The 13,049-nt window shown below is 40.8% G+C and carries 11 protein-coding genes and 1 riboswitch; of the genes, 5 read left to right on the top strand and 6 right to left on the bottom strand.

Annotation, left to right across the window (positions count from 1 at the left end; genetic code table 11):
* Window position 1: 1 nt before the first annotated feature.
* The 3 genes from L6469_RS14470 to thiS are packed head-to-tail and all read right to left on the bottom strand — an operon-like array spanning window position 2 to window position 1,612.
* Window positions 2-781 (bottom strand): thiazole synthase, encoded by a 780-nt coding sequence (locus L6469_RS14470; protein ID WP_006281473.1) that lies wholly within the window; start codon window positions 779-781, stop codon window positions 2-4.
* Between the two features lie 19 nt (window positions 782-800).
* Window positions 801-1,418 (bottom strand): thiamine phosphate synthase, encoded by a 618-nt coding sequence (locus tag L6469_RS14465; protein ID WP_006281472.1) that lies wholly within the window; start codon window positions 1,416-1,418, stop codon window positions 801-803.
* Entirely contained in the window at window positions 1,415-1,612 is a 198-nt protein-coding gene (thiS, locus tag L6469_RS14460) for a sulfur carrier protein ThiS (RefSeq protein ID WP_006281471.1), read from the bottom strand. The genes L6469_RS14465 and thiS overlap by 4 nt, the downstream gene beginning before the upstream one ends.
* Before the next feature lie 130 nt (window positions 1,613-1,742).
* A riboswitch (TPP riboswitch) is annotated at window positions 1,743-1,858 on the bottom strand.
* Between the two features lie 133 nt (window positions 1,859-1,991).
* Here thiS and L6469_RS14455 point away from each other — a divergent pair.
* The 4 genes from L6469_RS14455 to aat all read left to right on the top strand — a co-directional run bounded on the left by L6469_RS14455 (window position 1,992) and on the right by aat (window position 7,349).
* Window positions 1,992-3,773 carry a helix-turn-helix domain-containing protein gene (locus L6469_RS14455; protein ID WP_039869559.1) on the top strand — a complete coding sequence of 594 codons (1,782 nt, stop codon included), beginning with the start codon at window positions 1,992-1,994 and terminating at the stop codon, window positions 3,771-3,773.
* A gap of 118 nt (window positions 3,774-3,891) precedes the next feature.
* The gene (locus L6469_RS14450; RefSeq protein WP_006281469.1) at window positions 3,892-4,188 is read left to right on the top strand and encodes an ATP-dependent Clp protease adaptor ClpS; all 297 of its coding nucleotides are present in this window, start codon (window positions 3,892-3,894) and stop codon (window positions 4,186-4,188) included.
* A gap of 2 nt (window positions 4,189-4,190) precedes the next feature.
* Complete coding sequence (locus L6469_RS14445) at window positions 4,191-6,656, top strand: AAA family ATPase (protein WP_006281468.1); 2,466 nt, start codon at window positions 4,191-4,193, stop codon at window positions 6,654-6,656.
* A 33-nt stretch (window positions 6,657-6,689) separates the two neighbouring features.
* Window positions 6,690-7,349, top strand: coding sequence for a leucyl/phenylalanyl-tRNA--protein transferase (gene aat / locus L6469_RS14440; protein WP_006281467.1), 660 nt, complete (start codon window positions 6,690-6,692; stop codon window positions 7,347-7,349).
* 79 nt (window positions 7,350-7,428) lie between these two features.
* Here the strand turns inward: aat and L6469_RS14435 are convergent, their stop codons facing one another.
* Entirely contained in the window at window positions 7,429-7,713 is a 285-nt protein-coding gene (locus tag L6469_RS14435; RefSeq protein WP_006281466.1) for an HU family DNA-binding protein, read from the bottom strand.
* Between the two features lie 20 nt (window positions 7,714-7,733).
* Window positions 7,734-8,402 carry a hypothetical protein gene (locus tag L6469_RS14430; RefSeq protein ID WP_039869557.1) on the bottom strand — a complete coding sequence of 223 codons (669 nt, stop codon included), beginning with the start codon at window positions 8,400-8,402 and terminating at the stop codon, window positions 7,734-7,736.
* A gap of 279 nt (window positions 8,403-8,681) precedes the next feature.
* Between L6469_RS14430 and L6469_RS14425 the strand changes: the two genes are divergently transcribed.
* Window positions 8,682-9,860, top strand: coding sequence for a serine/threonine protein kinase (locus tag L6469_RS14425; RefSeq protein ID WP_006281465.1), 1,179 nt, complete (start codon window positions 8,682-8,684; stop codon window positions 9,858-9,860).
* 420 nt (window positions 9,861-10,280) lie between these two features.
* On the opposite strand, the gene L6469_RS14420 is transcribed toward L6469_RS14425, so the two are convergent.
* Window positions 10,281-12,716, bottom strand: a complete 2,436-nt coding sequence (locus tag L6469_RS14420; RefSeq protein WP_006281464.1) for a sodium-translocating pyrophosphatase — start codon at window positions 12,714-12,716, stop codon at window positions 10,281-10,283.
* Between the last annotated feature and the right edge of the window lie 333 nt (window positions 12,717-13,049).

The raw sequence follows: 13,049 nt of genomic DNA, 5'->3' as shown, positions 1-13,049 counted from the left end.
ATTAGATAGCTTCGTTTAAGAATGAGGTTAATGGACTAGAGGCTTCGGCGCACATATTAACAGCACCAAGACCTGCTTCGAATGCTCTTCTACCAGAGATGACGGCTTCCTTGAAAGCCTTGGCCATTTCGACAGGATTGCCTGCCACGGCTATTGCCGTATTCACGAGTACAAAGTCGGCACCCATTTCCATGGCTTCTGCAGCCTGACTAGGTGCTCCGATACCTGCATCTATGACGACTGGTACGGTAGCCTGTTCGATGATGATACGCAACATATCTTTCATGCGCAAGCCTTGGTTACTGCCGATAGGGGCTGCAAGAGGCATGACAGTAGCCGCACCTGCTTCTTCCAAGTGTTTGCAGAGGGTTGGGTCAGCTTGGCAATATGGCAATACCACGAAACCTTTCTTGGCAAGTTCTTCTGTAGCTTTCAAAGTCTCGATGGAGTCAGGTAAAAGATAACGAGGGTCTGGGTGAATTTCGAGTTTTACCCAGTTTGTGCCAAATGCTTCGCGAGCCATCATGGCTGCAAATACGGCTTCTTTGGCGTCGCGTACACCACTTGTGTTCGGCAGAAGTTGGATATTTTTGTTTTGGATAACATGAGTGAGCAAGTCATCGTTTTTGTCGCTCAGTTCTACACGTTTCATGGCAACAGTTACCATTTCGGTTTCACTAGCCTTGATGGCTTCTGCCATCTGTTGGTTATTATTAAATTTTCCTGTACCCAGGAATAGGCGTGAGCTAAACTCACGGTCTGCGATTTTTATTTTTTCCATTGCTTTATGATAGCTTTATTTATTCTTTGATGAGTTGGAGTAGTCGCTGCATTTCCTTAATCGGGTTGTCTGCTCTCAGCACAGTTCCGCTTAGCGCTATTCCGTTTACACCTGTCTGCATAATATCAGGTATATCTTGGGCTGTAATGCCACCTATCGCCACAATAGGTAAATCGATATGTGCTTTGCGCATCAAACTTACGATCTGTCGATAGCCTTCTAATCCCAAAATAGGTGAGAGACCTTTTTTCGTGGTTGTAAATCGAAAGGGACCACAACCGATATAATTGGCTCCAGAAGCAGCGTGTGCTTGGATATCTTCAAAAGTGTTCGCCGTACCACCGATGATAGTTTGTGGTCCTAGTATCTGTCGGGCTTGGTCGATAGGCATATCTTTTTTGCCTAAGTGAACACCGTCAGCCCCCAGTTCTTTTACTAGAGCTACATGGTCATCGATGATGAAAGTAGCGTGTGCATCCTTGCAGAGTTGCATAGCCTGCAAGGCGATAGGTCTGATCTCTTCGTCTGTAGCATCTTTCATGCGAAGCTGTATCCATCGACATCCTCCTTGAAGAGCCATGCGTATACCATCGAGATAACTGTAGTGCTCGGTGTAATGGCTAATAAACTGTATCATCCGCCACAAGCAGCTGTTATCACGAGAATATCTGCACCATCAGCAAGAGCTGTAGTACTCCATTCGTCACGAATAATAAGTTCTGAGTTTAGGGCGATAGCTACGCCTGAAGCAGGCAAAGCTAATTCTTCTGCCAGTTGTTGCAGATTAGCAGCATTGGTCTGGTGTGACTTGTCGTTAAGTGTAATATTCATATTCTTAATCCTGATTAGTATTCGCATCAAGGGGGATTAAGATGATACAAGTCCGTATCAAAAAAAGCCCGAGCAACGACATATAACTACGTCATTACCCGGGATCTTGTCTATACTTTCTTTCTATTGCTATTCTAGCTTGCTCATTTCCTACGGCTGAATTACCAGCATCAGGTTTAATGGGTATCATCTCAGCCCTACATGTTAAGCCTATTGGCTTCGTGTAGAGCACCCCGAGTATTCTTTTACGAGTGCAAAGTTACACTTTTTCTTGAAAAGTCAATACAAAACATAGATTTTTAATGATATTATTTGTGATATACCCTTATTTTTCTTACATTTGCAATGTAAAATGACACTCAAGTAGTATTTTTTGGTAATGAAAAACGCTATAACCACCGTGCTGTTAGTATTAATGGTACTGCTTATTAATTCTTGTATTCATAAGGATAAAACAGCACTAGTCCAAAACCCGGGCGATTCCATATACCTTTCCTCATATATTAATAAGGTATCAGCGAGAAATCCAGAAGACGCCTTACATCTTTGCGATGATGCAGAGAGAAAAGGAATGATGTGCCATGCCGATGCTGTTCGAGAAAAAGCCTCCATCTTTTTACGATATTATAATGATATCGATTCTGCTGCCGTACTTATTCGTTCGATAGTTAAAGATGACAGTGTGCTCGCATCGCCTAAAAGACGTTTGAAGGTATTTGAATTAATTAGTACGATTGCGTTGCAACGTAATAATTATGTTGTGGCTACACATTATTCTAAACAAGGGCTTCGCTTGGCTCAAGAACTCCGTGACAGTAGCCGTTATGGCTTTTTTATGTTTAATGTAGGACAGGCTCTTTGGTGTACAGGCGCTCGTGATGTCGGTATGCGCGAAATGATGCATAGTATAGCACTGCTTGAGAGGATAGATCCTAGTATAGAAGCAAAACTGCTGCTTTCTAAATCTATTGGTAAAGCTGCTTTCTTTTTGATTGAAGAGCGGAAACTGGAAGATGCCTGGCAGTTGAGTAAAAAGCATGAGAGTCTCATCGATAGTTTGGCACAAGTAAGCGATGTCAACTTAGATCGTGCCAGGGGGTATTGTTATGCTGACATGGCTCATATCAATGTGCTCTTGGGTAATAAAGCTGAGGCTGAAAGCTATGTCAAAAAGTTTTGGGGTACTAAGATGGCGCAAACGGCTGTAGGCAAGATGGCGATAATACCTTACCTCTTTTATAGTGGCAAGTACAGCCAGTTGTTGTCGTATCATCAGGATATCATGGCTTATAAAGGCAGTGATACGATAAGTGATGATTTTATCAAACTGCTTCGCCTTGAGAGTATTGCCCTCGAGCATCAAGGTAATTTGAAAGCTGCTATTGTTAAACTTCATACGATTAGTAATCTCAAGGATAGTCTGAGGGCTTTTGAATATTTACAGACTACGGCTCACATGCAGGAGCAATTTAAGACAGAACAATTACGGGCTGAGGTACAAGAAAAGATTAATCAGCGTAATATTCTGAATATTATAGTAGCTGTAGTGCTCGTTCTCATAGCTATTCTTATAGGTATATTTATTGCCTATGTGCGCCACAGTAAAGCTATGCAGGCTAAAAATCGGAAGTTGATAGAAGAATATGAAGCATTCAACCGTCAGGTGGATGATCAGAATGTGAGATACAAGGAGGAGGTTGAACGTGAAAATAGGGAGATGGCAAGTTTTCAGACGGGGGCTCATGCATCAGAAAAGCTACAGAAACAAACTGATAGCTTATCGGATAAAGTACCAGAAGGCTACGATATGCATTCTCTGAAGGCTATCCGACTGAAGTTGTTACAGTATCTGGATGAAGAGAAATTATATAAAGATCCTACTCTTACGCGTGCAATGGTGCTCCGCAAGTTAGTGATCAAGGATGCTGAACTCAGTGCAGTGCTGAAGTATACGATGAACGGCGATTCGCTCATTAAAGTTATCAATGGCATACGTATCAAGAAATGTTGCTTGGAGCTAAAAGAGCATCCTGAATATACGATAGAGGCTATTGCTCAAGATTGTGGATTCAGTTCTCTGCGCACCTTTCAGCGAACGTTTAAGGATTTTATGGGGATGACCTCAACCGAATATCGTAAAGCTGTCGCAAGTCAAGTATAGCTATGCAAAGAAATGAATTTATATCAAGAATTATTTGTTATCTTAATTTTTTGAGAGAAAGTTTTTTGAGTTGGCATAATTTTTGTACTTTTACGAAACAATAGTTATTAGTTAAAGTATGTCTCAAACAAACAGCAATATTAAAGAAAGAATTAAATTGAAAGAGCCTAGACGTTACCAGGTTATCTTTTTCAACGATGATGTAACGACTATGGATTTTGTAATCGAGGTGCTCACGACTGTGTTTCATAAAGCTTATCAAGAAGCAGAAGAATTGATGATGAAGGTTCATCTCAATGGTAGTGCCGTTGTAGGTGTATATAGCTATGATATAGCTTTAACCAAGACCACAAATGCTAGTGAAATGGCTCACAAGGCAGGGTTCCCATTACGTATAGAAATGCAAGCTGAATAATTATGATAGTAGAGGATTCTGATTTTATTTTTTCAGGTTTAGTAGAATATTACATTAGAGGGGCTGAATCAAACTGCAAAAAGAGTCATTGCGAAATTATTACCCCGGAGCATTTGCTTGAAACCATCATCTCTGACGATATATTCATAGAGACTTGTCGTCCTTATCATGTAGATCTTCAAGGCATGATGAAGGATTTAAAGTCTTATACCGACGGTCTTGATATGTTGGATGAAGAACCCGAAAATGTGGAGAGTTCTTTTCAGTTGACGCAACTTTTTAAGAATGCTGCTTTGATGGCGAATTCTGCAGGTAGAGGTTTTGAGTGCCGTATACCTTTACAGATCATTATCATCAGTTTATGGAATTTACCTGAGTCTTGGGCTTCATTCTATCTCAAGAAATATATTCTAGAATTCAGTGAATTCGGTAACTTCGAGCCTTTCATGAAGGCACTGATGAAGCGTTGCAAAGCTTCTCATGAAAATTTCGTTCAGCCACTCGACCCTACTATAGATGTTTCGAATATACAGCCACTTATCCATTTCGGTAATACGGATGATGATTCTGTAAATTATGAAAGTTTTGATGACTCAGATCAGGATTTTGATGATATAGATCCTAACGCAGAGGTCGAAATCGGTAATAAGGACGGTGTAATTCGTATTCCTTTTATCCCTGGTGCATTTGGAAATTTTCAGCCTCTTCCTAATGATGCCGAAGATGATGCCGATGATGACAGTTGGAAAAAATATGTAACGCATATTAATCCTCTGGTAGAGGGGCATAATCCTCTTATCGGACGTGATAAGGAACTTGACCGTACGGTGCAGATTCTTTGTCGCAAGGATAAGAATAATCCGCTTCATGTGGGTGAACCGGGTGTAGGAAAAACGGCTTTGGTGTATGGATTGGCCGACCGTATTAATAAGGGTGAAGTGCCTGATCGACTGAAAAATAGTCAGATTTATAGTCTTGAGATGGCTTCGCTGGTTGCCGGTACACAGTTTCGTGGTGATATGGAGAAGCGTATCAAGAAGATTATGAGTGGTGCTGCTCGCGAGACGAATGTTATCATTTATATTGACGAAATACATACTTTGGTTGGAGCGGGTACTACAAGTGATTCTGCTCTTGATGCTTCTAATATGCTTAAACCTTATCTTGAAGCGGGTACCATCCGTTTTATCGGTAGTACGACGTATGAGGAGTATAACCGCTTCTTTGCCAAGTCTAAGAGTATTGTGCGAAGATTCCAGCAAATCGATATTAACGAACCAAGTATCGACGAGACGATAGCTATTATCAAGGGCTTGCAAAAGAATTATGAGAAGTATCATCATGTGGTTTATCGTCCAGAGGCTATAGAGTTTGCGGTGAGGGCTTCTGCCAAATATATTAACGACCGATTTCTTCCGGATAAAGCTATAGACCTGGTGGATGAGGCTGGTGCGTATCTTGAGATTCATCCGAATGATAAGTCTACTCAGTATGTTACTAAAGATTTGATTGCTAAGGTATTACAGCGTACTTGCAAGATAGATGCTTCTGTGATGAAAGAGGATGATAACAAACAGCTTAAAACGTTGTATAAGCGTATGGCTGAGCGTATCTATGGGCAAGACGAGGCGATATCTCAGGTGGTCGAGGCTGTGGAAATGGCTAAAGCGGGTTTACAAGATGATAATAAACCATTGGCGAGTCTGCTCTTTGTCGGTCCGACAGGTGTGGGTAAAACAGAAGTCGCTCGTGTACTCGCACAACAGTTAGGAATAGAATTGGTACGTTTCGATATGTCTGAGTATATGGAGAAACATGCCGTGGCTAAACTTATCGGTTCCCCTGCTGGTTATGTTGGTTATGAAGATGGTGGATTGTTGGTAGATGCTATTCGCAAGACTCCGAACTGTGTACTATTGCTCGACGAAATCGAGAAAGCGCATAGTGATATCTTCAATATCCTCTTGCAGGTCATGGATTATGCAAAACTTACTGATAATAAAGGTCAGAAAGCTGATTTCCGTCATGTCGTGGTTATTATGACCAGTAATGCGGGTGCTCAGTTTGCCTCACAGGCTAGTGTCGGATTCCAGAGTGCTGTCAGTCGTGGTGACGCTATGCTTGCCACCGTGAAGAAAACGTTCAAGCCTGAGTTTATTAACCGTCTTTCAGGTATTGTTGTCTTCCACGATATGGACGAGAAGATGGCATCGTTGATCTTGCAGAAGAAGGTGAGCGAGTTAGAGGCTAAATTGCAAAATAAGCACGTTACCTTGACCTTGACAGATGAGGCTATTGCAGAACTCGTTAAACGTGGTTTTACTCAAGAATATGGTGCTCGCGAAATGGACCGTGTTATAGCACGAGAGTTAAAACCGCTACTGATGAAGGAGATACTTTATGGCAAACTTCGAAAAGGTGGCCATGTCGATGTCGAGTATCAAGATGGTAAGTTTATCTTGAAATAGGATGTCGTGACAAATTTATCAATTTACCCTTAAATGGCAGTATACGAATTAGATAAAAATGAAATCGCATTTCCAGATCCGCGAGGTGGAGATGAAGATGGACTGATAGCAATAGGTGGCGATCTGAGTATTGACCGCCTGTTGTTAGCTTATAACTATGGTATATTTCCATGGTATAGTTTCAGGGATGCACCCGATATCATGTGGTTTTGTCCGATGAAACGCTTCGTCATTATTCCAGGCGAAGCTCATGTTAGTCACTCTATGAAGCAACTTATTCGTAGTGGAAAATATCGCGTTACGTTCAATAAGGCTTTTGATGAAGTGATACAGGGATGCAGTAAAGCACAAAATCGTATCGAGCAGGAAGGGGCATGGCTTGGTGAAGATATGATTCAGGCTTATACCGAACTATATCATCAAGGATTCGCTGCAAGTGTGGAAGTGTGGAATGGCGACAAATTAGTAGGTGGTCTTTATGGCGTAACTTTGGGTAGAGCCTTCTTCGGCGAAAGTATGTTCTCTCTTGAGCCTTCGGCATCTAAACTCGCTTTAATCTATCTTTCCAATATGATGAAAGATAGAGGAGGTACGGTAATCGATTGTCAGTTAGAAACTCCTCATCTCAAGTCGATGGGCGCTAAGTATATTGACTATGATGAATATCTCAGACTGATTCACGAAGATTTTTAATGATTCCGACTGAATATACCTACATACAAAAAGGACACCTCTATTTCAATAGAAGTGTCCTTTTTATATGACATTCAGTTTACTGATGTTTTCTGCTATAGATGCTCATATTATCTGAAGCCTTAAATACGATTTTATCGTGAGCAGGGATAACAATCTTCTCTTTAGTAGAAGGATTGATACCAGTACGCTCAGGCACTTGCTTTACCTGAAAGCGGCCAAAGTCAGGAATAGCCAACAGACCGTCACCTTCGCAGAGGTTGTCTGCGATAGCACCTAATACAGCGTTAACTAATTTGCTAGATTCAGCTTTAGTCAAGTTAGCCTGTTCTGCTACCTTGCTTATAAGTTCTGTCTTATTCATATTTATTATATTTATATAGTTTAATGATTAGAATTCTTGGGCTTAAAGGGTAGTGTCAGATCCCAAACCTTCTTGAGCTCGTCTGGTGGGGTTGTGCATAATACCAGATCAAGAGCGAACTTGGTCATATTTTTCGATTCGGGAGTTCTCAAAAAGCGTTCATCCAAACACCAGTCCCCCAGTCGATATCTATCGAGTGCATCAGCATCTTTGAAGATATGATATATTTCCTGTCCTATAGTCGTACCCTCGTCATTTCCGATATGCGACACAGCGATAGCTTTATCCCCGATATCATCATTACGATCATGATATTTCATAGCATCGTAAGCCTCTTGGTAAAAGGAAATAGAAGTTTTATTCTCTTGACTCTGCAGTTTGCAGAAATCCGCATAATATTCAGCGGCACGATCCCCATGACCGATATCCCTATAATTATCTTTGCGACGAGTGTCGTGAAAAATGCAGGTATGAGCAAGAGCAGTCATGGCATTATCGCTAAGATTTCTTAACTGGCCAATGCGGAGTGCATGGAGCAGTACACGTGCACTATGTGCTTCCGTATGAATGTCCAGATTGCCAGGTAAAGACCAAAAAGCAACATGAGCTTCCATATAGTTTTCCCATTGTGTGAATAGTTTTTGTACACGATGAGGTTGGCTTTGTAAGATATCTTGTTTTAGCTTCATTTGAGTCTAAACCATTGCAAAATTTTTCTTTACTATTCCAAGAAGTGCATAGATGTGATTGCAAAAATAGCGAAATTTTCTGATATAGTCGCTATCTTTTAAATAAAAACTTTCCTTTTTCAGAAGTAAAATCATTTGAAATTTAGCATTTTTTTAATCAATTATTTAAAATTGCTTAATATTAGGAGTGAATAATCATTTATTCTTTTAAAATTACAAAATGATTTGTAACTTTGAAACTTAAAATGAAGTTATTTTCAATGCGAAATGAGTGAAGAGATGAATTACACAGAAATTAAGCAGATTCGCAGCAAGGGAATCTATGCCTATTATTCTTGTCAAAGTGGCAAGGATACCTATATCTTAAAGGGACTTAAGTTAGAATATCAGTCTCGTAAGCAGTTTGCTCACCTTTTGCAGCGTGAGTACAAAAAGTGCTCTGCTTTGAATCATGAGGGTATTGTAAAATACATCGACTTGATCGAAACCGAGAATCAGGGTACGTGTATCGTATTGGAATATATCAATGGTCGTTCGTTAAAGGAGTATATTCAAGAGCGACACTCTGACGAAGAAAAGTTTGCAGTTTTACATCAGTTGGCTTCTGCTGTAGATTATCTGCATAAGAATAAGGTGGTTCATGGTAATCTGAAGCCATCTAATATTTTGATTACGAATCAAGGTGATCAGGTTAAACTTATTGATTTCCGTTTCCTCGATACGGATGAGAGTGCTGAACAGAGTGTTTCGTTGAAGTATCTTGCACCAGAGCTTCGAGATGGAACAATGACGGTAGATGGTTATGCTGATATCTATTCCATTGGTATGTTGCTTAAGGATATGAATTTAGGCAGTATGGCTACCAAGGTTATCGAGCGGTGTTGTTCTTTTGGCCGTTATGAGCGTTATGAGCAAGCAGAGGATGCAATTCAGGCACTCGAACATGGTGGTAATCATGGTGGTGAGCTTAATCTCAAGCTTGTGGGTGGCATCGTTGGTGCTGCTGTTATTGTGTTGGCCATCTTCTTAGCTGTAACTCAGTTTGGAGGTGACGTTACTGCTGCAGACGATACAGCTCAGACAGATTCTACTGAGACTGTGGCTTCAGAGAATGGTGATGCCAGTGCTAATGGTAACGCTGCTTATGCTGATGCACAGGCGAGTGCTCCTGCTCAGACTCCTGCACCAGACCAAGCTGCAGCAACTGTGGAGAATCAACCAGCTGCCGCAACGGCCAGTGATGCTGTTAATCAGATTCAGGGTGCAGTTACTGCCGATCTCGATAAAATATTTGCCCCTTATATTAATGGTGTAAAACAGGGTTATCCTGGTAAGCAGGTCGCTCGTTATTATAAAGGTATTCTTCGTGCTTATCAGTTGAAAGGCGCTGATCTTGAGGCTTTTGATAAATTCTTTGCTGATTATATTAATGGCAAGAAGGCTCAGCTCAAGAAGTAATAAGCCAAGAAGTAAATAAAACTATAGGTAGATACAAGTTAAAGCGTCAGCTCTGTTGAAGATTAAAACGTAGCTGACGACGGTATTTTTAGAGTTTCAATAGACCGATATAATTTCATATTTTTGTCGATATGGAATTATATCGTTTTTTTATGTCTTTACTCATGGGGGAATGCTGCTGGATAAGTTAGCCGCCGCTAAGCTGCTATCTGATGGTAAAGCTGCTATATCTGATAGTTAGTAGCTCTTGATAGTTAGGCGTTATCTGATGGATAAGCAAGTGTACATGCGTAGGGATGCAAAAAAGTCTCCATCTTATATAGTTTAAGATGGAGACTTTTTAAGTTGAATCAGTCATCTTGCACTTCTATTGAGAACTTGCCTACGAAGTGCAAGATGAGTAATATGCGTTAAGATAGATTATTCTTCAGTTTTCTTATTGTTGTACTGTTCCAGGATATTCTCCATAGAGTCATCGATACGCATCTTGTAGAATGAACGCCATACGAAGACGATAGCGATAAGCACGAAGAGAATACCAAAATATGGTGCCAACTCACGGAAAGATTCGCTAATAGCCATCTCCATAGCCAACAAACCGAAGAGGGTAGTAAACTTGATGATAGGGTTCAGCGATACAGAAGAAGTATCCTTAAATGGATCACCTACAGTATCACCTACTACAGAAGCATCGTGAAGGTCTGTGCCCTTCAAAGCCAGATCTACTTCCACCACCTTCTTAGCATTATCCCAGCTACCACCTGCATTAGCCATAAATACAGCCTGGAACAAACCAAAGAGGGCAATACTGATAAGATAACTAACGAATAATGATACCGCATTGTTACCACCGATACTTGCAGGAGAAGCTAAACAAGCAAAACCTAATGCAAAGAAGAAGATAGCGATAAAGATATTCCACATACCCTTCTGAGCATACTGTGTACATATCTTAACCACCTCAACACTACTCTTAGAGTCAGCCTTCTTAGGTGCGTTAGGATCGAGTTTGATGTGATCCTTGATAAAGGCAACGGCGCGGTTAGCACCTACAGTAACAGCCTGTGTACTTGCACCGGTAAACCAGTAAATAACACAACCACCCAACAAGAAACCAAGAATGGTATAAGGATTTAAAATATTCAGTACACTTGCTGGATCGATACCCAAAACGTTTTTGATAACCAAGATAATAGAGAAAATCATGGTTGTTGCACCTACTACTGCAGTACCGATCAATACCGGTTTAGCTGTAGCTTTGAAAGTGTTACCAGCACCATCGTTCTGCTCCAGATAATATTTACTCTTCTCCCAATCAGGAGTAAAACCATAATTCTGTTCGATTTCCTGATCCTTATTAGGCATATCCTCGATAAGGCTCAATTCGTATACACTCTGTGCATTATCAGTTACAGGGCCATAAGAGTCTACTGCGATAGTCACAGGACCCATACCGAGCATACCGAAAGCGATTAGGCCGAAGGCAAAGATAGCTGGGTAAGACATCAGGCTTTCTTCGATATTGATACTTGCAGCATAGCCCACGAACATAAGCAATACGAAGACTAAACCTGTCCAGAAGCCAGAGAAGTTACCCGTTACGAAACCAGAAAGGATATTCAGCGAAGCGCCACCATGATGAGAAGCCTTTACTACTTCGAGTACGTGGCCACTCTTTGGAGAGGTAAATACCTTGGTAATCTCTGGAATAACAGCTGCTCCCAAAGTACCCAAAGAAATGATAGTAGCGAAAATCCACCAAAGGTCATTACCCATACTTGCCAGCTGGAAGTATGATACGGCATAGGTAGCAATGATACTAAGGATAGAAGCAATCCAGATTAAGTTCGTCAGTGGAGCTTCAAAGTCGAGGTCTTCGTTACCGCCATATTTAGCATTGCTTACACCTTTATTAATATAGAAGGCAACAACAGATGTTACAGCCATCAGAATACGCATAGAGAAGATCCAGATAAGAAGCTGAGTCTGAGCGGCAGCATTTGGTACTGCGAGTAGTACAAATGAAACTAATGCAACACCTGTCACACCGTATGTCTCGAAACCATCAGCAGTAGGACCTACAGAGTCTCCTGCATTATCACCCGTACAGTCTGCGATAACACCAGGGTTACGTGGGTCATCCTCACCAATCTTGAAGATTACTTTCATCAAGTCTGAACCGATATCAGCAATTTTGGTAAAGATACCACCTGCGATACGAAGGGCTGAAGCACCCAAAGACTCACCAATGGCGAAACCTACGAAACAGCTACCAGCCAAGTTGGTAGGCATGAAAAGCAGGATGACGAGCATCAAGAAGAGCTCTACACATACCAACATCACACCGATACTCATACCAGCATTCAGAGGAATATTAAGCAGGTTGAGTGGATTTCGCTTCAGTGATGCAAAGGCCATACGTGCATTAGCATACGTGTTCATACGGATACCGTAAGCAGCTACACCGTATGAGCCACAGATACCGATAATGGTCCATAATAAAATAAGGAGGACACCGCCAGTAGTAGTGCCTTCTGAGAGAACACCGAAGTAAAGGGCTACGATAACACCGATGAAAATAAAAAGGGTTGCAAGAAATTTACCTTGCTGTTTCAGATAAGTAGAACATGTTTTATAGATTACTTCTCCGATGTCTTCCATACGCTCATGTACAGGAAGAGCCTTTGTTTTGGCGAAATAATAAATACCGAAGATAAACCCGAGGAGTGTTACCAAAAATCCCCAATGTAAAAATCCAAACTCGTGGATACTTTCAGGAATGACCAGATCAGCTTCGCTTGCCAAAAGTGGTGTTGCGCAGGTTGCGGTCAACATTAACATAAGTAATTTTTTCATATTGATATAAGTTAATTGTTACTGATTTCCATGATATGTCCATATTGATATACATTGTATTAATATAACGTGTATAGTCTTTGCTGAAACATATATTCGATAATATTTTTTATATAACGATTTTTATTTGTTGAAACATTTAGTTGTATGATATGCTGAAACTTGATATACATTTGCGAATAAACGCAAGAACAAAGATATAAAATATTCAAATAAGTTCCAAATATATTTTATCTTTTTGTCCTGTTTGGGGGCAACACTTGGGTTAAATGAGGAATGTTATAGGTGTTTTGATAACTGTACTTGTCAAATACGAAGTCGTCGTTATACATT

It is taken from the genome of Segatella baroniae B14, assembly GCF_022024235.1.
GTDB classification, from domain to species: Bacteria; Bacteroidota; Bacteroidia; order Bacteroidales; family Bacteroidaceae; genus Prevotella; species Prevotella bryantii.
Note: the sequence above shows the minus strand (reverse complement) of the source record. Positions and strands in the feature narration are given on the sequence as shown.